Here is a 20513-nt window from a genome sequence, read left to right as displayed (position 1 = left end):
CGGGTCAGACCCGGGCCGCGCCCAGCTCGGCGATGGCGGCGTCCAGCCGCTGCGCGTACGCCGGGCTGATCGCCCCCTCGCCCAGCCGGACCGTGACCTTCTCGCGCAGCCGGGCCACCGGTCGGGCCAGCTCGTCCCGGCCGGAGCCGGCGGCGGCCAGCAGGTTGCGCAGCTCGTTGCGCAGGTCGAGGCCGACATCGTCGCGGATCTCCCCGTCGCGTAGGCCGGCGTCGATCAGCCCGTCGACACGGTTGGCGGCCTCCACGAGGGTGCCCGGCTCGCCGGTGGGCGCGCGGGTGGCCGGTGGCGACGACGGTGCCGGGGTCGGCCGGGACGGCTCGGTGGCCGGCGGGTCGGTCGGCGGGTCGGGCGGCACGGGCGTCGCCGGGCCGGCCGACGGCTGGGCCCGGCGATCCGGCTGCCGGTCGGGCAGCAGTGCCGCACCGGCCAGCGCCACACCGACGGCCAGCAACACCGGGATCAGGAGCAGCAGCGCCACCCGCCGGCGGGACCGGCCGGGCCCCGCACCGGACAGCGCCGTCACCTCGTCCGCCAGCGGTGCCGTCGCGTCGCCCGCGTGCGCCGTCCCCGCGGCGCTCAGCGGCGGGGTCGTCGTCGACGGCGGCAGGGCCAGGGTGGGCACCCGGATCGTGGCGGTCGGTGGGTCGGGCGGCGGGTGGTGGCCGCGCAGCTCGGTGGCGAGCTGCCGGGCCGTCGGCCGGTCCGCCGGGTCCCGGGAGAGGCTCCGCAGGCAGATCCGGGCCACCGCCGCGGGCAGCTCCGGCACGTCGGCCAGGGTCGGCGCCGGGCCGCCGGCCAGCGCGGCGCTGAGCTGCTCCCAGGTGTCCGCCGGGTAGGGCACCCGGCCGGTCAACGCCTCGTGCAGCAGCACGCCGAGCGAGTAGACGTCGGTGGCCGGCTGGGCGGGTGCGCCATGGAGCCGTTCCGGGGCCACGTACGCCGGGGTGCCGAAGGTGCCGCCGTCCTCGTCCTCGTCCGGGGCGCCGATCCGGGTGGCGATGCCGAAGTCGAGGACCTTCACCCCCATCGCGGTCATCATGACGTTGGCCGGGGTGATGTCGCGGTGCACGATGCCCAGCCGGTGCGCGGCGGCCAGCGCGTCCGCGACCTGGGCGCCCAGCTCGACCGCCTCCGGCCACGGCAGCGGGCCCTCGGTGAGCCGCAGCTCCAGCTCCTCGCCGCTGAGCAGCTCCATCACCACGAACGAGGTGATGGTCCCGTCCGGGTCGACCGTCTCGCCGTAGTCGTGCACCGCCGTCACGTGCGGGTGCACCAACTGGGCGGCGGCGCGCGCCTCCTCCCGCACCATGTCGCGGAACCGCGCGTCGGCGGCGAGTGACGGCGCGAGCACCTTGAGCGCCACGACGCGGTCGAGCACCTCGTCCCGCGCCCGCCAGATCACCGACATGCCGCCGGAGCCGATCTGGTCGATGAGTCGGTACCTGCGGGCCAGCAATCGGCCCGGATGCAGCGCTGCCTTCACGGATCGCACCTGCCCTCGGGGGTGGGAGCCGTATCAGGTTGCGCGAATGTGTCCTGCCTGTCAACGGCCGATGTGCCCGATGGTGGCGGACGGCGGGCGGGGTGCGCCCACCGCCCGGTGGGCGGCGGCCGACTGGTGGCGGCGGGCGCGTGCCAGGATGAGGACATGGCGGGGGGACCGGTGGCGTTCGTTCTCGGTGGCGGAGGGGTGCTCGGCGCAGTCGAGGTGGGCATGTTGCGGGCCCTGTTCCGCGCTGGCATCCAACCCGACATGGTGCTCGGCACCTCGATCGGCGCGGTCAACGGCGCGCTGGTCGCCGCCGACCCGTCCGAGGCGGTGACCGACCGGCTGGTGCGGCTCTGGGCCTCACCCGAGGCCAGCGAGGTGTACGGCGACTCGGTCGCCCGGCAACTGCGCCGCTTCGCCGCCCGCACCCACCTGCACTCGCCCCGGCCGCTGCGCCGGCTGCTGGAATCCGAACTGGGCGCCGACACCACCTTCGCCGACCTGCGGGTGCCGTTCCGCTGCTGCGCCGCGCACATCGAGCGGGCCGCCGAGCACTGGTTCTCCAGCGGCCCGGTGGTGCCGGCCGTGCTGGCGTCGGCCTCGGTGCCGGGCCTGCTCCCGCCCACCGAGATTGACGGCGCGCACTACGTCGACGGCGGCATCGTCAACTCCATCCCGATCGGCGAGGCGGTGGCCGCGGGCGCCGGCCAGATCTTCGTCCTCCAGGTGGGCCGGATCGAACGGGAGCTGACGCCACCCCGGCGACCGTGGGAGATCGCCCAGGTCGCGTTCGAGATATCCCGCCGGCACCGCTTCTTCCGCGAGATGGCCGCGCTGCCCGAGGGGGTGGAGGTGCACGTCCTGCCGACCGGTGGGCTGAACCCACGCGACGACACGCCGTGGGCGTACCGGGACATCGCGGCGGTGGGACGGCGGATCAGCCGGGCGTACACCGCTTCGCGCCGCTACCTCGCCACCCACGTGGAGCGCTGATGCCGCTGCCCCCCAGGTGGCTGCGGCGGCTGCTGATCGCCCCCGGCGTGGTGCTGCTCGCGATCGCCGTGGTGACCACGCTGCCGGTCTGGGCGCTGCTCGCGGCGGCCGTCTCGCCGCTGGTCCCGGGCCGGCTACGCCCCCTGCGTCTGCTCTGGATCGGCTGCGTCTACCTGGTCTGGGACGCTGCCGCGCTGCTCGCGCTGTTCGTCCTGTGGCTGGCGTCCGGGTTCGGCTGGCGCAGCCGGTCCCCGGCCTTCCAGCGCGCGCACTACGTGCTGGCCGGCTGGTTCCTGCGGGTGCTGTTCTGGCAGGCCCGCTGGTCGCTGCGGCTGCACATCGACGTGGTCGGCACGGACCCGGACACCGCGCTGCCCGGTCGGCCCGAGCTGGTGCTCTGCCGGCACGCCGGGCCGGGTGACTCGTTCATCCTGATCCACGGTCTGGTCAACTGGTTCAACCGGGAGCCGCGGATCGTGCTCAAGGACAGTCTCCAGTGGGATCCGGCGATCGACGTGCTGCTCAACCGCCTGCCCAACCGGTTCATCGCGCCCACACCGGAGCGCGGCGAGGAGACGGTACGCCAGGTCGGGCACCTCGCCACCGGCCTTGACGACAACGACGCCTTCGTGATCTTCCCGGAGGGCGGCAACTTCACCCCCAAGCGCCGACTGCGGGCCATCGCCCGGCTGCGGTCCCTCGGCCTGGAACGGATGGCGCAGCGCGCGGAACGGATGCGCCACGTGCTCGCCCCGCAGCCCGGTGGGGTGCTCGCCGCGTTGGACGCCGCCCCGGACGCCGGGGTCATCTTCGTCGCCCACACCGGACTCGACCGGATGCGCACCGTCGCCGACGTGTGGCGGGAGCTGCCCATGGACAAGCAGATCGTGATGCGGTTCTGGTCGGTGCCCCCGGAGGAGGTGCCGACCGACCGGCAGCAACGCATCGACTGGCTCTTCGACTGGTGGGCGCAGATTGACACGTGGATCGCGGCCAATCGGGACAGCGCCGCGTAGGGTGCGCTCGTGGACCAGATCTGCGTGGTGACGACGGTGGTGGATGCGCGTTCGGTTGCGGACGTGCTGGCGGCCGCGGCCGTCGCCGGGCGGCTCGCCGCCTGTGCCCAGGTCGGCGGTCAGGTGGACAGCACCTACTGGTGGCGCTCCGGGGTGGAGACGAGCACCGAGTGGTCCGTGCAGTTCAAGACCGCGCCGGATCGGTTGGCCGCGCTGGTGGACCAGATCCGGGCCAGCCACCCGTACGAGGTCCCGGAGATCCTGGTGTCGCGGGTGGACAGTGGTGATCCCGGGTACGCGGCCTGGGTGCACGACCACACCCGACCCTAGGTACGCGCACTCTGGGCCGTCCGCCGTCGGTTTTCGATGATGACCGGGTGGACGACACCCGCTATCCCTGCCCCGCCTGCGGCGCCCCGGCCGACCTGACCGCCGGTTGCGCCGGCTGCCGCCGCCCGCCGGACCCGGTCGCGGCCGAGGTGGTCCGACTGGGGCGGGAGGTGGATCGGCTCGGTCCGGAGGTGGAGCGGGCCCGCCGGACGTACACCGAGTTGGCTGGTCTGTTGGCGGCCACCTCGCGGCGGCGGGCCGAGCTGGCGGCGGTCGTCCGCGCGGGGCTGGCGGCGGGGGCACCGGTCGTCGGGCCGGCGCAGGTCGTCGCGTCGGCGTCGCCCGGTGGCGCGGGGGAGCACGCGCGGCCCGGCGCGGCGGAGACCTCGACCCGGACGGTCCAGGGGTTGCTGTTCGTCCTCGGTGGACTTCTGCTCGGCACCGCGGCCGTGGTCTTCACGGCGGTGGCCTGGGCGTCCGTGGGGGTCGGTGGCCGGGCGCTGATCCTGGCGGCGGTCACGGCGCTCGTCCTGGCCGGCCCGCTGCTGGCGGTCCGCCGGGGGTTGCGGGGTACGGCGGAGACGTTCGCCGCGGTGGGGCTGCTGCTGGTGTTGCTGGACGGGTACGCCGCCTGGTCGGTGAACCTGGGCCAGGTGGCCGGATGGCCGGGCACCCGATACGCCGCGCTGGTCGGGGGGGCCAGCGCGGCGGTCTTCGTGGCGTACGGCCGGTTGAGCGGGTTGACCGGGCCCTGGTTCGCCGGCCTCGTGGTCGCGCAACCGGTGCTGCCGTTGCTCGCGGCGCAGGCCGAGCCCGGCGCGGACGGCTGGGTGCTGGTGCTGCTCGGGGTGGCCGTGCTGAATCTGGCGGTGCTGGTCGCGCTGCGCGATGGGGACGACGCACGCCGGCTCGCCGGTCGGGTGCTCGCCGGGCTGGGTCACGTCGGCGCGCTGGTCGGCGCGGGCGCGTGTGCGTTGGTGCCGTTGGTGCTGGGGCGGTCGGCGGGGTCGCCGTTGCTGGCCGGCGTGCCGATGCTGCTGGTCGCGGTGACCGGGCTCGTCGCGGCGTTGCTGGTCGGCGGCACGGCGTCGCGGGCGGTGGCCGCCGGCCTGCTGATGCCGGTGCTCGCCGCCGCGCTGCTGCGCCCGGTGGGTGAGCTGCGGCCGTCGTTGCTGCTGCTCGCGGTGGCGACGGTCGCGCTCGTCCTGGCCGGGGCGGTACGGCTGTTGCCGACCGGCTGGCGTCCCGGGCCGCGCGCCGGCGCGCTGCTGGTCGCGGCCGGTGCGGCGCAGGTCGCCGTGGCGATCGCCGGTGTGTTGGCGGTGGCCGCCGCCGCCCGGTCGCTGCCGCCCTGGCACGGGGCCGGGTGGGGGCCGGATCTGAGCTGGGGTTGGCAGGTGGCGCCCGCCGTGGCGCTGGCGCTGGGCGCGGCCGCGTCGTTGCTGCCCCGCCGCGGGTGGGCGGGGCTGGCTACGGCCGGCGCGGTGGTGGTGCTGCTCGCCGTGCCCATCGGCTGGACAGCGTCGTGGGCGACGGTGGTGGCCGTGGACCTGGCCGGCGGGGTAGCCCTGGTGCTCGCCGTACTGGCCCGCCCGACGACCCGACCGGCCACCCTGCTCGGCTGGGCGGCCGGCGGCGCCGTTCTGATCGGGCACGCGCTGCTGGTGGCCCTGGCCGATCCGCTCGGCGTCGTGGTGGTGCTGGGCATCAGCACCGTGCTCGGGGTGGCGCTGGCGGTGCGGACGGCCGACGGGCCGTACCGATGGGTGGCGGGTGTCGGTCTGCTGGCCGCGCACCTGGCGCTGCCCGCCATCGCCGCGGTGGCGCTCTTCGCGGCCGGCGCGCAGCCCTGGTGGCAGGCCCGGGCCGCGCTGATCGCCGCCGGGCTGTCGCTGGTCGCGACGCTCGCGGTGCGTCGCCACCGGGTCGACCTGATCGAGTACGCGGTGCCGGGCGCCGTGGTCGCGGTGCTCGCGGCCGGGGTCGCGCCACTGGTGGCGGCGGGGAACGAACCCGTGACGCTGTACGCCGCGCTGGCGGCGCTGGGCGTCGCGCTCGTCGCCCGCTGGGGCCTGCCGGCGCTCGGCGACGAGCCGGACGATCCCGCAAAGCAGACGGCTGTCGGGGGGCCGTCGGCGATCGGGGGTCTGCTGAGGGCGTCGGGTGCCGTGCTGGCGGGGGTCGCGGTGCTGGCCGCGCTGCCGACGATCCTCATCGCGCTGGTCTTTCCGTACGGCATCTGGGAACCGGTCTGGTCCGGGGCGCCGACCGCGACCGCCGATCGGGGGCTGTTCCCCACCGGGCTGGCGCTTGTCGGGTTGGCGGTGGCCGCGGCGCTGGCCGGTCGGCGGGTGCGCCCAGCGCTGCTGGCCGGCCTGCCGTTCGCCGCCGCCGCGCTGCCGGTGCTGCTCGTCGCGATCGGTGTGCCCTGGCCGGTGCTGCCGGCCGCCACCCTGCTCGTCGGGGTGTCCACGCTGCTGCTCGCCGCCCTGGTGGCGCCCCGTCCGGGGCTCGCGTCGATCGCCGTGCCGGTGGGAGCGGTGTTGGCCGCGGCGGGCGTGGCGGTGCTCCTGGCCACCAGGTCCGGCACGCTCGCGGCCGAGGGCACGCTTCTGGTGACGGCGGTGGTCGTCGCCGTCGGAGCGCGGATGGTCGAGGTGCGCGTCGTCGGAAGCGTCGCCGCCGTGGGAGCGGCGTGCGCGCTGGCGGTGACAGCTCCGCTCGCCAACGGGCTGGGGTTGCGGGCGGCGGCGTACCCGCTGCTGGGGGTGGCCGTGCTGGTCCTCGCCGCCGCGGCCACGTCCAGCCGGCGGCGGGCACCGGTCGGGCGCGTGCTGGATGCCGCCGCGCAGGCGGTGGCGGGGGTGGCTGCGGCGCTCACCGTCGAGGTGGCGCAGCAGCTCGCGACCGTCTGCGTGCTGTGGGGTGCGGCCGTCGCGCTGCGGCTGCTGCGCCGGGGGGAGCCGGCCGGTCGACGGTGGCGGTTCGCCGCCATCGCCGCGGGCAGCGAGTTGCTCGGTGCGTGGGTGCTGCTCGCCGCCGGCGGGGTGACCGTGCTGGAGGCGTACACCCTGCCGGCCGCGGGGCTCGCCCTCGGCGCGGGCCTGCTGGCGTTGCGTACCCGGCCGGGGCTGACGAGTTGGCCGGCGCTCGGCCCGGGGCTGGTCGCGGCGCTGCTGCCGAGCCTGGTGTCGGTAATGGCCGGGCCGGATCCGCAGCCGTGGCGACGGTTGCTGCTCGGCGCGGCGGCGCTGGGCGCGGTGCTGGCCGGCGCCAGCCGCCGCTGGCAGGCCCCGGTGTTGCTCGGCGGTGCGGTGCTGGCCGTCCTGGCGCTGCACGAGATCGCCCGTGGCTGGGACCTGCTGCCCCGGTGGATCTACCTGGGCGCCGGCGGGCTGGCGCTGATCGGGCTGGCCGCCAGCTACGAGCGGCGGCGTCGTGACCTGGCCCGACTGCGCGCCGCAGTGGCCCGGCTGGGCTGAACCGAGGCCGGGGGTAGGGCCCGCCCTACCCCCCATCCGGGGGTTGTCAGGGTTACTCACCGCAACCGATGCGGGGAGACTGACATTGACCCCGAACCATCCTGGTTCGGGCGCAAGCGGAACAGGAGCACCAATGGCGCTCGGAGCGGTGGCGGAACCGCCGGTACGACGGCGGGGTAGTGATTACGCACAGTTGTCCCGACGGATCAGTCAGGCCGGCCTGCTGGAGCGGCGACCTGCCTCTTACGTTGCCCGCCTCGTGCTCACCCTCGGCGCCTTCGTGGCCGGTTGGGTCGCCGTGTTCCTGGTCGGCGACTCCTGGTGGCAGGTGGCGCTCGCGGCCGTGATGGCGGTGGCCACCACCCAGGTCGCGTTCCTCGGTCACGACGCCGGGCACCGCCAGATGTTCCGTCGACGCGGTCCCAGCCAGGTCGTCGGGCTGGTCGCCGGCAACGCGGCGGTGGGGATCAGCTACGGCTGGTGGGTCGACAAGCACAACCGGCACCACGCCAACCCGAACCACGAGGACGAGGACCCGGACGTCGGCGCGGGCGCCCTGGCGTGGACTCCCGAACAGGCGCTGGAGACCCGGGGCGCACACCGCTGGATGGCCAGCCGGCAGGCGTACCTCTTCTTCCCGCTGCTCTTCCTCGAGGGTCTGAGCCTGCACGTGGCGAGCATCCGGGCGATCATCGGCCGCGAGCAGAGTGGCCGGTACGCGACCCCGATGCGGCACCGCGCGGTCGAGGCGGGGCTCCTCCTCGCGCACACCGCCGGCTACGTGGCGCTGCTGCTGGCGGTCATGTCGCCGGGCAAGGCGCTGCTCTTCGCCGCCGTGCACCAGGGGCTGTGGGGCCTCTACATGGGCTGCGCGTTCGCGCCGAACCACAAGGGCATGCCGATGCCGACCGCCGAGGACGAGCTGGACTTCCTGCGCAAGCAGGTGCTGACCTCACGCAACGTGCGGGGCAGCCGGCTGGTCGACACCGCGCTGGGCGGGCTCAACTACCAGATCGAGCACCACCTGTTCCCGAACATGCCCCGGGCGAACCTGCGCCGGGCGCAGCCGATCGTCCGCGCCTACTGCGTCGAGCAGGGCATCCCGTACGCGGAGACCGGGCTGATCGAGTCGTACCGGCAGGCGCTCGGCCACCTGCACGAGGTGGGCCGGCCGCTGCGCGGCTGAACAGAGCGGCTGACGTGAGATCGACAGGCGGGGCGGCATCGGGTGATGCCGCCCCGCCGGCGTCTGCGTGCGTCAACTGGCGGTGGCGCTTACGGCTCGCTGGACGCGCCACCGGTAGGGTCTGGTCATGGCAGACCTGCTCACCGCGGACGCGGTGCGGAAAGAGCTGGGCGGGTTGGCCGACTGGTCGGGTGACCCGACCGGCATCGGCCGCACCGTCCAGCTCGGCAGTTTCCCGGACGCCATCGCGGTCGTGGACCGGGTGGCGGCGGTGGCCGAGGAGCTCGACCACCATCCCGACATCGACATCCGATGGCGGACCCTGACCTTCCGCTGTGTCACGCACTCGGCCGGCGGGGTAACCCACCGGGACATCGAGCTGGCCCGGCGGATTGACGACATCGTCCGGAGTGCGGCATGAGATTCGAGATCAGCAAGGTTCTGGACGCCATCGAGGGGCGGGTCTGCACCGACCCGTCGCTGGCCCGCGCGGTGCTCGACCTGGCCGAGATCATCCGCTACCAGGACATCGACGGTGGCCGGCCGGCGAGCCTGCTGCGCCTCGGCATGGTCATCGACGCGCTCTCCCGCGAGCTGGAGGAGGACAGCGTCCAGGTGTACGCCGTGGTGCACCGGGCGCTGCTCTCCGACGCCGACCTGACCTCGAACGAGCGGATGGTGGTTCGCCGCTGGGCCGACGACGGGCTCGTCGAGGTGCTCGACAACCCGGGGGACCGGATGCTGGAGGTCGCCGACCTGCTCGGCCTTCCGGTGCTCAGCCGGGTGCGCTTCGACGGGCTGCGCGGGCGGTTCCCGTGGCTGGTCGAGCAGCCCGGCCGGGTGGTCGCCCCGGTGCCGGGCGCCGGTGGGCCGGTGTTCATCGCGCACGTCGGCGGCGGGCACGCCCCGGTGGCCGGCAAGCGTTCGCCGACCGGGGCGAAGCTGCTGGCCCGGCAGTGGCGCTGCCCCGAGTCGGGCTGCGCGCTGTTCGGCGGTGGTGGCGCCGGGGGTGGCGCGTTCGCCGACCTGGCCGGCGGAGCGGACCGCAGCCCGGCCGCGCAGCCGCCGCCCTCGCTGCGCAACGGCGTGCCGACCTGCCCGCGGCACGGCGCGCGGCTCGGCGACGGCGGCCCGCGTCCGCGTACGGAGGTGTTGGCCGTGCGCGTGGGTGGCCTGGTGCGACGGCGGTTCGTACTGAGCGAGGAGCAGCCGGTGGTGGCCGGCCGGGCACCCGAGCAGGAGGGCGGGATCATGCTCGGGCAGTGGCTCAACGACGAGGCCCGGCGGTGGATCAGCCGAGGTCATGTCCGTTTCGAGCTGCGGGTCGGTGAGGTCATCGTGACCGACGTCAGCACCAACGGCTCCGGCATCCGGCCGGCCGGGTCGATGAACGAGGCGGACCGGATCCCCCTGGCCCCGCAGCAGTCCCGGGTGCTGGGCGAGAACGACATGATCGAGCTGTACCCCGGCGTGCAGATCGGCCGTGCCGAGGAGTTGCCAACGGGCGCCCCGTTCACCCCCACCTCGGTGATGGCCGAGGCCCCCACGATGGCGATGCGCCTACCCCGCCCCTAACGCAAAGGCGGGCGCCGGGGGTTTCCCGGCGCCCGCCCTCCGCCCAGTGCCGCCCAGCGCGCCGACCCCGGTTGATCATGAAGTTATTGCCACGACACGCCGCGGCAGCGGGCAACAACTTCATGATCAACACGAGGGTCAGGCGGTCAGTACCTCCGCGAGCTGCGCCACCGCGAGGTCGATCTCTTCTTCGGTGATGACCAGGGGTGGGGCGAGCCGAATGGTGGAGCCGTGGGTGTCCTTGGCGAGGATGCCGCGCTGGGCGAGGCGCTCGCAGGCCTCCCGGCCGCTCATCAGGGCCGGGTCGATGTCCAGACCGGCCCACAGGCCGCGTACGCGTACCTCGACGAGGCCCTTGCCGACCAGCCCTTCCAGGCCGGCCCGGAGCCGCTCGCCCAGCTCGGCCGAGCGGCGCTGGAACTCGCCGGTGGCCAGCAGCCGGACGACCTCGATCGCCACCGCGCACGCGAGGGGGTTGCCGCCGAAGGTGGAGCCGTGCTGGCCGGGCTTGAGCACGCCGAGCACGTCGGCGTTCGCGGCCACCGCGGAGACGGGCACGATGCCGCCGCCGAGCGCCTTGCCGAGCAGGTACATGTCCGGCACGACGCCCTCGTGGTCACAGGCGAACGTCCGGCCGGTACGCCCCAGACCCGACTGGATCTCGTCGGCGATGAAGAGCACGTTCCGCTCGGTGCAGACCTGGCGTACGCCCGGCAGGTAGCCCTCCGGCGGCACCACCACGCCCTGCTCGCCCTGGATCGGCTCCAGCAGCACGGCCACGGTGTTCTCGTCGATCGCGGCGGTCAGCGCCTCCAGGTCGCCGTACGGCACGACAGTGAAGCCCGGGGTGTACGGCCCGAAGTCGGCGCGGGCGTCCTCGTCGGTGGAGAAGCTCACGATGGTGGTCGTCCGGCCGTGGAAGTTGCCCTCGGCGACCACGATGTTGGCCTGGCCCGGGGTGACGCCCTTGACCTGGTAGCCCCACTTGCGGGCCACCTTGATCCCGGTCTCCACCGCCTCCGCGCCGGTGTTCATCGGCAGCACGAGGTCCTTGCCGCACAGCTCGGCCAGTTCCCGGCAGAAGTCGGCGAACTGGTCGTGGATGAACGCGCGGCTGGTCAGCGTCAGCCGATCCAGTTGCGCGTGCGCGGCGGCGATGAGCTGCGGGTGCCGGTGGCCGAAGTTCAGCGCCGAGTAGCCGGCCAGGCAGTCCAGGTAGCGGCGGCCGTCCACGTCGGTGAGCCAGGCGCCCTCGGCGGACGAGATGACCACCGGCAGCGGGTGGTAGTTGTGCGCCGTCCAGCGCTCGGCGTCCCGGACCGCTCCCGGCGTACGCAGGATGTCATCCACGATCACTTGCTTGCCTTTCCCTGACGGAGTCGCAGCGTGCAGCACTTCGGTCCGCCGCCGGCCTTGAGCAGCTCGGACAGGTCGACACCGATGGTCTCGTAGCCCCGGTCGCGCAGCTTGGCGGCCAGGTCGGTGGCCTGCGCGGGCAGCACGACGTGCCGTCCGTCGCTGACCGCGTTCAGGCCCAGCACCTCGGCGTCGGCCATGGTGGCGTGCACCGCGTCGGGGAAGAGCCGGCGCAGCACGGCCTGGCTGCCGGGGGAGAACGCCTCCGGCAGGTACGCCACGGTCCGCTCGTCGAGCACGGTCAGCGCGGTGTCCAGGTGGTAGAAGCGCGGGTCGACGAGCTGCATGGTGATCACCGGGTAGCCGAAGACCTCCTGCAACTGGGCGTGCGAGGCGTGCGCCGTGCGGAAGCCGGTGCCGGCGAGCAGGTGGTCACCGGCCAGCAGGACGTCGCCCTCGCCCTCGTTGACGTGCTTCGGGTCGTACATCTCGAAGCCGGCGGCCTCGAACCAGGCCCGGTAGGCCGGCGCCTCGTCGGCGCGCTGCGGGTCGCGGAACTGCACGGCCATCGCCTTGCCGTCGATCACGGTGCCGCCGTTGGCGGCGAAGACCATGTCGGGCAGGCCGGGCACCGGAGTGATCTCCTCGACGGTGTGGCCCAGGTCAAGGTACGTCTGGCGCAGCTGCTCCCACTGTCGGACGGCCAGCGCGGCGTCGACCGGAGCGCTCGGGTCCATCCACGGGTTGATCGCGTAGTCGACGGCGAAGTACGTCGGCCGGCACATCAACAGGCGCTGGCTGGTGGCGTCCATCGTCATTGTCCTGCTCCCAGGGGTCGGGCGCGCCCGGCCACCGTGGCCCACGGGCTGGCGCCGTTGCTCAACGGTATGCGGCGCGACCGGCAGGATCCACCACCAGAACTTGCGCAGACCGCAGATCCGTTGCGTGTGAGGCCTGCGCGGCCGCGATTCGTTGCGTAGATAGGCCGGTCAGGGCTGACTGGTGCTCCGCGTCACCCGACGTGGCCTGTGCGACGACACCGTCCGTGTGCGTGACACCGTCCGTCTGCGGGTCAACGTGCGGGCCGGCTGCGGGGGCAGTGGGCGCATCCTTTGCTCTGCTTCAGCGGAGGCAACACCTGCCGTCCGGTAATCGGACGCAACGTGTTGCCTGGGGTGAAGCAGAGCAAAGGACGAAAGGAGGAGGAAGGTGAGCCGGAAGGCAGGAGCGAGGAGGAAGAGAAAGAAGGAGGCGGAGAGGGGCTCAAGAGAGGGAGCGGAGGGAGGCGCGGGTGCGCGCGCTGTCCCCTCTTGGAGACGGCCTGTGCGGACCCCGGACACACTTCAGGGGCGGCGAATCGCCGCCCCTGAAAGGGTGTTGCCCGATCGGTGAACCACCTGCGGGCTGCCGGCGAACCGCCGGCCGCGCCGGTGCATCACCGGCGAGCCGAAAAGTGCCCGCTAGAAACGGTCGACAAACTGTGAGTCAAGCCACTCGCGGAAGCGCTGCACCCAGTCGCCGTCGGTGGTCGGCCAGTCGAACTGACCGGTCATCGCCAGCACGCCGATCACCACCGCCGCGAGGCCGATGAGCACACCGAACAGGGCGTCGGTCTTGCCGGCGACGTGCCGGCGGCGGGTGGCCATCAGGCCGAGCACCGAGAGCACCGCGCCGAACGCGCCGAGCCCGATGCCGTACCCGGCCAGGGTGCCGGTCAGCACGAACAGCGCACCGGCGACGGAGACGATCAGGCCGAGGGTGGCGAGCAGGCTGGCCCGTGGCTTCGGGCCGCGCGTCACCGGCGGCTCCGGCTCGGTGTGGCCGGGGGTGGGGTCGACCGGGCGGTCGGTCGCGACGCGGTCCGTCGGGTCGGGTCGCGGGGTCGTCCGGTCGAGGTCCGTGTCGCTCTCGGGGCGTCGGGTCGTGCGGTCGCGGTCGAGGTCGGTGGCACGCTCGATGGTCGGGGCGGTCGCCGCGGCGCTGCTCGCCCGGGTCGGGCCGTCCGACCGGACCGCGTCGGGCCGGGAGTCGCCCTCAACCGGGCGTGCGGTGGCGGCCCGGGCCACGGCCGCGCGCTCCGCGGCACGCCGCTCGGCCTCGCCGACCTGGTCGCCGGTCGCCGTCGTGCTGCGGTACGTCGTCTGGTCGGCGTCCCGGTCGGTTGCCACCGGTCGGCCGGTGACGTCGTCGGACCGGCCGGTGTCGGTGACCGCAGTGCTGCTGTCCCGGTCGGCGACCGGGGTGTCGTTGCCGTCGACGCGCCCGTCGAGGTTCTCGTCCCGCGTCGGCGCCGGCTCGGACCGGCGGGACAGCGAAGGAATCCTGACCACTACACACCTCCTGATGAATGCGTGGTGGCCGACGAAACGGGTGGCACCCACGCGGTACCGCCCTCAACTACCCCGTTGGGCGTTTCCTGACACCAATTCCGGGTACGCCCATCACGCGCGGACCGACCTGCCCGGCACCGGGGCGGCGCGGAGCACCCGCAGCCCGGCCCGCTGCACGTACAGCTCCCGCTTGTCGACGGCCAGGCCCTTGGCGTCCAGCACGTAGCCGGTCAGCCAGACCCACCCGTGGTACGTGGGGCGCGCGTCCACGCTCACCAGTCGCAGCCGCAGCTCGCGGTCGCCGGAGAACTGCACCGAGCAGGCCGCCCCGATCAGCAGGAGGTCGCCGGGCCTGAGCTCGGTCACGTCGGCCAGTGCCCACGGTTGATCGGGATGCGGTGGCGGGCCCGGCAGGGCAGCTCCGCGCCGCAGCGGCACACCCTGCGCCAGCGCCTCCAGCTCCAGACCGGGCGATGCCGACGGGCGAGGGTCAGCGCGGTGACCAAGAGGTATTCGTTGTACGACACGCGCACCGCGGCATCCTTCCGCCGAATTGTTGCCGACGCCATTCCCGGCGTTCTTTTCGAGGCCCCGATACGTGACAGCCTGTTCCACGCTGGCCCCCTTGTGCAACAACTCCACCCCGTCCTACTCTCAAGCCGTATTGACGCACGAGGAATGGAAAAGAAATGTGTGCGGGGCGAAACAATCGGTGTTGCAGGAAGGGTGCGGTGATGTTGCATGACGGATGAAACAGGCGGGTCCACGGTCCCTCGGCGACAGCTCGGCCGGCTGCTCACCCAGCTCCGCGAGGACGCCTCGGTGACTCTGGACGCCGCGGCCGCGGCGCTGGACTGCTCGCGGCAGAAGGTGTGGCGCATCGAGAAGGGGCTGGTCCCGGTGCGCGTGGTGGACGCCCGAGCGATGTGCGCTCTCTACCGGGTGCCCGACGATATGCGGGAGATCGTCGCCGCGCTCGCGAAGGAAACTCGTGCCAAAGGGTGGTGGCATTCGTACGGCGATGTCGTCCCGTCGTGGTTCTCGCTGTACGTCGGCCTGGAATCGTCGGCTTCGACCCTGCGCCAATATGACGCGGAGTTGATCCCCGGCCTCCTGCAAACCCGCGAATACGCCAGCGAGCTTTTCCGCCGCAAGAACCCGACCATGAGCGCCCAGGATCGGGAGAAGCTGGTCGAGGTCCGGTTGCAACGGCAGGGCATCCTCGTCCGTCGGCTGCCCACCGCGCCTGTCCTGCGGGTCGTCCTGAGCGAAGCGGTGCTGCGGCGCACGATCCCCGACCGGCGGGCGATGGTGGGGCAGTTGCGCCACCTGCTCGACGCGGCACTGCTGCCGAACGTCAGCCTGCGGGTGCTGCCGCTCGCCGCCGGTCCGCCGCTGGCCAGCGAGACGGGCACGTTCGTCCTGCTGGGCTTCCCGAAGGCGTTCGGGAGGGCGTCGACCGAGCCGACCACCGTCTACCTGGAGAACATCACCGGAGCGCTCTATCTCGACAAGCCAGCCGAGGTGGCCGCCTTCGAACATGTCTGGTCTGATCTGGAGACGCTGGCGTCGACTGAGGCAGAATCAGAGAAAATGATCACTTCGATCATCGAGGAGCATCATGACTGACCTGGCCGGTGCCACCTGGCGCAAGAGCACCCGCAGCGGCGGGAGCGGCGGCAACTGCGTCGAGGTGGCCGACAACCTCCCCGGCGTCGTTGCCGTACGCGACAGCAAGGCCCCGTCCGGGGCCGCCCTGGTCTTCCCTCCGCGCGCCTGGGCGTCGTTCGTGGCCGACGTCAAGGAGCAGTGCCTGGGCTGACGTGACCGCACTGCTCATTCGGCCCGGCCGGCTGCCGCTGACTATCCTTGGGTCCCGTGCCAGAGGGACACACGATTCATCGCCTGGCGGCCCGGCACGCCGAGCTGTTCGCCGGGGACAAGCTGCACGCCGCCAGCCCGCAGGGCCGCTTCGCCGAGGGCGCGGCCCGGCTGTCCGGCACGGTGCTGGAGAGCACCGAGGCGTACGGCAAGCACCTCCTGCACCACTACGCCGGCGAGCTGACCCTGCACGTGCACCTCGGCCTGTACGGGAAGTTCACCGACGGGCCGGGGGAGCCGCCCGAGCCTGTCGGCCAGGTACGACTGCGGCTGGCCAGCGACCGGCACTGGCTCGACCTGCGCGGGCCGACCGCCTGCGAGCTGTTCACCCCGCCCGAGGTCACCGCCCTGCGCGAGCGCCTGGGGCCGGATCCGCTGCGCGCCGACGCCGACCCCGAGCGGGCGTACGCCCGGATCTCCCGCAGCCCCACGCCCCTCGCGGCGCTGCTGCTGGACCAGTCGGTGGTGGCCGGCACCGGGCTGATCTTCGTGACCGAGGCGCTGTTCCGGGCCGGGTTGTCGCCGACGATGCCGGGCCGCAACCTGACCCGCGCCGGCTGGGACGCGCTCTGGGTCGACCTGGTCGAGCTGATGCGCCTCGCCCTCCGGCAGGGGCGGATCGACACCGTGCGCGACGCGCACCTGCCGGAGGCGATGGGCCGCCCGCCGCGGGTCGACCGCCACGGCGGCGAGGTGTACGTCTACCGCCGCCCCGGCGCGCCCTGCCACATCTGCGGCACCGAGGTCAGTCGCGGGGAACTGGCCGGCCGCAACCTCTACTGGTGCCGCACCTGCCAGGCCGGCTGACCGGCCGCCGCCCGCGCTTGATCGCGGGATGCGGGGCCAGCGTGGCCGCCGGCCGGGCGTCACTCGCCGTCGAGCAGCCAGCGGACCACCTCGATCTGGTGCGGAAAGACGACCTCGCCGTCGATGCTCCAGGCCATCGTGTGGCCGATCGTCCAATCCCGGACCCGCTCGGCGTCCAGCCCGAGGTCGGTGCTGAGCCGGTGCAGCCGGTGCCGGACGGCGGCCGGCGAGTGGCCCAGCTCCGGACCGCGCACGAGCGGCACGACCGAGAACTCCCGCTCGCCGCTCAGCGGCTTCGGGTCGATGACCAGCCAGGGCTCCCGCTCGGCGGCGAGCACGTTGCCGGCGTGCAGGTCCTGGTTGACGAGCACCTGCTCGCCCTGGCTCGACGCCAGGTCGACGAGCAGGGCGCACGCCGCATCGAGCAGCCGCCGCTCGTACGGCCGGCCGGTCCGTTCCCAACTCCGGGGAATCCGGTCGAGCCAGCCGGCGGCCTCCTCGGCGAGCGGAGTGAATGGCGTGCCGGCCGGCCGCCAGAGCCGGGGCAGCACGTGGGTCGCCGCGTCCAGTGCGCGGTCCAGCGGCAGCTTGTACAGCGGCGTGCCGGGTTGGCAGCGTTCCACCAGCAGGGCGTGCCGTTGCGGGTCGTGTGCGAGCAGCCGGACCGCGCCGTCGCCGTCCCAGTGGGCCAGCGCGTCGGCCTCGTGCTGGCTGTCCTCGGTCGGGAACTGAAGCTTGAGCACCGCCGCCGTGCCGTCGGGCAGGTCGGCGGGGAGCGCCAGGGAGGCGTACGCGTACCGGAAGGGCGGGCCGAGTCGCAGCGACCACCGCTCGGCGCACTGCGCCAGCAGCGTCGGAAGTGTGGCCAGCCAGGCCCGGCCGACCGCTGACCCCCGTATCCAGCCCAGTCCCTTCGGCAGATCCACCCAGCCTCCCGTGGCATCCACCGTGCCACCACGGTGTTCGCGTGCCGGGTCCACTGTGGCTAGCGTGGGACCCGTGCGGATTGGCGTGACCGTACCGAACTTCGCCCCGGGCACCGGTCCCGAGCCCGAACGTGCCTGGCGGACCCTTGCGGCCGTGGCCGCGTACCACTCATCTCAGGAGGACCGATGACACCCGAGGACGAGACCTTTCTCCGCCGCGCCGTCGAACTCGCCAGCCAGGCGGGGGCCTCCGGCGAACGGCCGTTCGGCTCGTTGCTTGTCGACGCCGACGGCACCGTTCTGATCGAGGATCACAACACCGTGGTCTCGGACGCGGACATCACGGCTCATCCGGAACTGAAGCTGGCCCGTTGGGCCGCTCGGGAACTCTCGCGCGACGTGGCCGCCCGCACCACCATGTTCACCAGTTGCCAGCCCTGCCCGATGTGCGCGACAGCGATCGACCGGTCCGGCCTCGGCCGGGTGGTGTACGCCCTGTCCGGCGAGCAGTTCGAGGAGGTCAAGCCGGCCACCACCCCGGCGCTGCCTCAGGTCCGCTACGAGGGGCCGGCGCTGTTCGACGAGGCGCGCCAGCCGATCGACAACTACTACTAGCCGCAGCGCACCGGAAGTTGACAGTGGCCCGGCCGCCGGAGCAGGGTTGATGAGTGACAACGATGTCAACGGACAAAAAGGGATAATGGCCCCTCATGATTCCCTCCGTGTCGCACCGCGGTCGGACGGCCGGCTCCCGGCGTACCGTAAGCGGGTTTTCCGGCGCGGACCCGGTTCGTCCGCCGATCCTTGCCGTATGCCCCTTCGCTCCTCGACGGTGACCAGCTGAGATGACCGACGTGCCCCGCTCCGACACCGAAACGACCCCTGCCCCGGCAGGGTCGCCCGACCTGCCCGACCTGGACGGGTTCCTCGCCGACCAGACCCACACGCTGCTCGACACCGCCCGTCGCGCGGTCCGCCCCGAGGGCGGGTTCTGGTGGCTCACCGACGACCGCACCCCGGACCGTGGCGAACCTGTCTACACGTGGATCACCTGCCGGATGACCCACGTGGCCGCGCTCGCCCACCGCAACGGCGACCCGGATGCCGCTGCCCTCGTCGACCACGGCGTCGCCGCGCTCAGCACGCTGCTGCGCGACGACCGGTACGGCGGCTGGTTCGGTGCCGTGGACCAGCAGGGCACGCCGACCGACGAGCGCAAGGCCGGCTACGACCACGCGTTCGTGCTGCTCGCCGCGTCCAGCGCCGCCCGGGCCGGGCGACCCGGCGCGGACCGCCTGCTCGCCGACGTGCTCGCCGTGGTGCGGGACCGGTTCTGGGACGACGACGCGGGCGCGGTCCGCGAATCGTGGAACCGGGACTGGACGGTCACCGAGGACTACCGCGGCGCCAACAGCAGCATGCACATGGTCGAGGCGTTCCTCGCCGCTGCCGCCGCCACCGGCGACGCGAGCTGGACCGACCGGGCCCTGCGGATCGCCACCCACCTGGTGCACACCGAGGCCGCCCGGCACGACTGGCGGCTGCCCGAGCACTTCACGGCCGACTGGACGCCCCTGCTCGACTACAACCGGGACCAGCCCGCCGACCCGTTCCGGCCGTACGGCTCGACGATGGGTCACTGGCTGGAGTGGGCCCGGCTGCTGCTGGAGCTGGAGGCGGTCCTGCCGCAGCCGCCGGGCTGGCTGCTCGCCGACGCCCGTACCCTCTTCGCGGCCGCCGTGCGGCGCGGCTGGGCGGTCGACGGCGCCGACGGCTTCGTCTACACGATCGACTGGGACGACCGGCCGGTGGTCCGCTCCCGGATGCACTGGGTGCTGGCCGAGGCCATCGGCGCGGCGATCACCCTGCACCGCCGCACCGGGGACGCGGTCTACGCCGACTGGTACCGGGTCTTCTGGGCGTACGCGCGCCGCTACCTGATCGACGGCACCGGCTGGCGGCACGAGCTGGACGAGCGGAACCTGCCCACCGACACGGTCTGGCACGGCCGGCCGGACGTCTACCACGCGTACCAGGCGGTGCTGCTGTCCCGCTCGGCCGGCGCGCTCGGTGGTCCCGGCCCGCTCGCCCCCGGCGCGGTGACCGCATGATCGTGGTGGCGGGCGAGGCCCTCATCGACCTGGTGGTCACCGCCGAGGGGCAGCGGGCGGTGCCGGGTGGGTCCCCGGCGAACGTGGCGGTCACCCTGGCGCGGCTCGACGAGCCGGTGCGGCTGCTGGCCCGGATCGGCCCCGACGAGTACGGCCGGCAGATCGCCGAGTACCTGGCGGCCAACCGGGTGGACCTGCGGTGGGCGGTCCGCGCCGAGGAGCCCACCTCGGTGGCGGTCGCCACCCTGAACACCACCGGGCAGGCCAGCTACGAGTTCCGACTCGACGGCGCGGCGGACTGGCAGTGGACCCCGCAGGAGCTGCCCGACCTGGCCGGCTCGTCGGCGACGGCCCTGCACACCGGGTCGCTGGCGCTGGCGCTCGCGCCCGGCGCGCAGGTGCTGGAGGGCCTGCTCTCCCGCGAACGCGACCGTGACGGGTTGACCATCTCGATCGACCTCAACCTCCGCCCGAGCATCGTCACGGACCGGGCCGCGGAGCAGGAGAGGACACGCCGCCAGATCCGCCTCGCGCACCTGGTCAAGGCCAGCGACGAGGATCTGACCTGGCTCTACCCGGACCGCTCGGTAAGCGACGTGCTTGCCGAATGGCGCGAGGCCGGGGTGTCCTGTGCGGTGGTCACCCGGGGCGGCGAGGGCGCGTGGTTGCTCGCCCCGAACGGTTCACTGCACGAACAACCGGCGGTACGCACCACAGTGGTCGACACCGTCGGCGCCGGCGACTCGTTCACCGGTGGCCTGCTGGCCGCGCTGGCCGACATCGACGCGCTCGGTGACCGGCCGGCCGACCGGCTCGCCGCCGTGACCGAGTCGCAGTGGACGACGGTGCTAAGCCAGGCGGCCACGGTGGCCGCGCTGACCTGCGCCCGCCGAGGCGCCAGCCCTCCGACCCGAGCAGAAGTCGAAGCCCTCCTGACCACGGCAACCTGACCCGCTGCCCTGCCCGGGGCGATCATGGACTTGTGGTGGGCGTTTACCACCACTTCGCGG

Annotated in this window: 20 protein-coding genes; 13 read left to right on the top strand and 7 right to left on the bottom strand. The window is 73.5% G+C overall.

The genetic code is table 11. From position 1 onward, the window contains the following. Positions 1–4: 4 nt before the first annotated feature. Entirely contained in the window at positions 5–1504 is a 1500-nt protein-coding gene (locus ABZU53_RS03480) for a serine/threonine-protein kinase (RefSeq protein ID WP_355063617.1), read from the bottom strand. Between the two features lie 165 nt (positions 1505–1669). Here ABZU53_RS03480 and ABZU53_RS03475 point away from each other — a divergent pair, with 165 nt between their 5' ends. From ABZU53_RS03475 to ABZU53_RS03445, 7 genes are all read left to right on the top strand, one after another. Continuing rightward, a complete protein-coding gene (locus ABZU53_RS03475; protein ID WP_354862678.1) occupies positions 1670–2503 on the top strand; it encodes a patatin-like phospholipase family protein in 834 nt (277 codons plus the stop codon). Then, the gene (locus ABZU53_RS03470; protein WP_355063615.1) at positions 2503–3519 is read left to right on the top strand and encodes a 1-acyl-sn-glycerol-3-phosphate acyltransferase; all 1017 of its coding nucleotides are present in this window, start codon (positions 2503–2505) and stop codon (positions 3517–3519) included. The genes ABZU53_RS03475 and ABZU53_RS03470 overlap by 1 nt, the downstream gene beginning before the upstream one ends. A gap of 9 nt (positions 3520–3528) precedes the next feature. After that, a complete protein-coding gene (gene cutA, locus ABZU53_RS03465) occupies positions 3529–3849 on the top strand; it encodes a divalent-cation tolerance protein CutA (RefSeq protein ID WP_234590601.1) in 321 nt (106 codons plus the stop codon). Between the two features lie 47 nt (positions 3850–3896). Further along, positions 3897–7331 (top strand): hypothetical protein, encoded by a 3435-nt coding sequence (locus tag ABZU53_RS03460; protein WP_355063613.1) that lies wholly within the window; start codon positions 3897–3899, stop codon positions 7329–7331. A 133-nt stretch (positions 7332–7464) separates the two neighbouring features. After that, positions 7465–8517: an acyl-CoA desaturase gene (locus ABZU53_RS03455; protein ID WP_354862674.1), complete on the top strand. Its 1053-nt coding sequence runs from the start codon at positions 7465–7467 to the stop codon at positions 8515–8517. A gap of 127 nt (positions 8518–8644) precedes the next feature. Further along, positions 8645–8938 carry a 4a-hydroxytetrahydrobiopterin dehydratase gene (locus tag ABZU53_RS03450; RefSeq protein ID WP_354860475.1) on the top strand — a complete coding sequence of 98 codons (294 nt, stop codon included), beginning with the start codon at positions 8645–8647 and terminating at the stop codon, positions 8936–8938. Then, positions 8935–10092 (top strand): FHA domain-containing protein, encoded by a 1158-nt coding sequence (locus ABZU53_RS03445; protein ID WP_355063611.1) that lies wholly within the window; start codon positions 8935–8937, stop codon positions 10090–10092. The genes ABZU53_RS03450 and ABZU53_RS03445 overlap by 4 nt, the downstream gene beginning before the upstream one ends. Before the next feature lie 138 nt (positions 10093–10230). Here the strand turns inward: ABZU53_RS03445 and rocD are convergent, their stop codons facing one another. The 5 genes from rocD to ABZU53_RS03420 form a co-directional block, all read right to left on the bottom strand. Further along, positions 10231–11445, bottom strand: coding sequence for an ornithine--oxo-acid transaminase (rocD, locus tag ABZU53_RS03440; protein WP_355063790.1), 1215 nt, complete (start codon positions 11443–11445; stop codon positions 10231–10233). Continuing rightward, the gene (gene ddaH, locus ABZU53_RS03435) at positions 11445–12260 is read right to left on the bottom strand and encodes a dimethylargininase (protein ID WP_354860482.1); all 816 of its coding nucleotides are present in this window, start codon (positions 12258–12260) and stop codon (positions 11445–11447) included. Before ddaH ends, rocD begins: the two co-directional genes overlap by 1 nt. A gap of 648 nt (positions 12261–12908) precedes the next feature. Continuing rightward, positions 12909–13778 (bottom strand): sulfite exporter TauE/SafE family protein, encoded by an 870-nt coding sequence (locus tag ABZU53_RS03430; RefSeq protein WP_355063609.1) that lies wholly within the window; start codon positions 13776–13778, stop codon positions 12909–12911. Between the two features lie 111 nt (positions 13779–13889). Next, on the bottom strand, positions 13890–14144 hold the full coding sequence (locus ABZU53_RS03425) for a hypothetical protein (RefSeq protein WP_354860471.1): 255 nt from the start codon (positions 14142–14144) through the stop codon (positions 13890–13892). Next, positions 14141–14311: a hypothetical protein gene (locus ABZU53_RS03420; protein WP_355063607.1), complete on the bottom strand. Its 171-nt coding sequence runs from the start codon at positions 14309–14311 to the stop codon at positions 14141–14143. Before ABZU53_RS03420 ends, ABZU53_RS03425 begins: the two co-directional genes overlap by 4 nt. A gap of 208 nt (positions 14312–14519) precedes the next feature. On the opposite strand from ABZU53_RS03420, the gene ABZU53_RS03415 reads away from it, so the two are divergent. Genes ABZU53_RS03415 through ABZU53_RS03405 form a run of 3 tightly spaced genes read left to right on the top strand, consistent with a single transcriptional unit; the run spans position 14520 to position 16466 of the window. Further along, positions 14520–15407: a helix-turn-helix transcriptional regulator gene (locus tag ABZU53_RS03415; RefSeq protein WP_355063605.1), complete on the top strand. Its 888-nt coding sequence runs from the start codon at positions 14520–14522 to the stop codon at positions 15405–15407. Further along, complete coding sequence (locus ABZU53_RS03410; RefSeq protein ID WP_355063603.1) at positions 15400–15600, top strand: DUF397 domain-containing protein; 201 nt, start codon at positions 15400–15402, stop codon at positions 15598–15600. The genes ABZU53_RS03415 and ABZU53_RS03410 overlap by 8 nt, the downstream gene beginning before the upstream one ends. A 56-nt stretch (positions 15601–15656) precedes the next feature. Beyond that, on the top strand, positions 15657–16466 hold the full coding sequence (locus tag ABZU53_RS03405; protein ID WP_354860464.1) for a DNA-formamidopyrimidine glycosylase family protein: 810 nt from the start codon (positions 15657–15659) through the stop codon (positions 16464–16466). 59 nt (positions 16467–16525) lie between these two features. On the opposite strand, the gene ABZU53_RS03400 is transcribed toward ABZU53_RS03405, so the two are convergent. Continuing rightward, positions 16526–17392, bottom strand: coding sequence for an aminoglycoside phosphotransferase family protein (locus ABZU53_RS03400; protein ID WP_355063601.1), 867 nt, complete (start codon positions 17390–17392; stop codon positions 16526–16528). A 186-nt stretch (positions 17393–17578) separates the two neighbouring features. Between ABZU53_RS03400 and ABZU53_RS03395 the strand changes: the two genes are divergently transcribed. The 3 genes from ABZU53_RS03395 (at position 17579) to ABZU53_RS03385 (ending at position 20453) form a co-directional block, all read left to right on the top strand. Next, the gene (locus tag ABZU53_RS03395; protein WP_355063599.1) at positions 17579–18007 is read left to right on the top strand and encodes a nucleoside deaminase; all 429 of its coding nucleotides are present in this window, start codon (positions 17579–17581) and stop codon (positions 18005–18007) included. Between the two features lie 230 nt (positions 18008–18237). Then, complete coding sequence (locus ABZU53_RS03390) at positions 18238–19503, top strand: AGE family epimerase/isomerase (protein ID WP_355063597.1); 1266 nt, start codon at positions 18238–18240, stop codon at positions 19501–19503. Continuing rightward, positions 19500–20453 carry a carbohydrate kinase gene (locus ABZU53_RS03385; RefSeq protein ID WP_354860459.1) on the top strand — a complete coding sequence of 318 codons (954 nt, stop codon included), beginning with the start codon at positions 19500–19502 and terminating at the stop codon, positions 20451–20453. The genes ABZU53_RS03390 and ABZU53_RS03385 overlap by 4 nt, the downstream gene beginning before the upstream one ends. The last annotated feature ends 60 nt before the right edge of the window (positions 20454–20513 follow it).

The organism is Micromonospora sp. NPDC005194, from assembly GCF_040608335.1.
In the GTDB taxonomy this organism is placed as follows: Bacteria; Actinomycetota; Actinomycetes; order Mycobacteriales; family Micromonosporaceae; genus Micromonospora.
The sequence above is the reverse complement of the archived record's forward strand: the minus strand, read 5'-3'. Positions and strand labels throughout refer to the sequence as shown.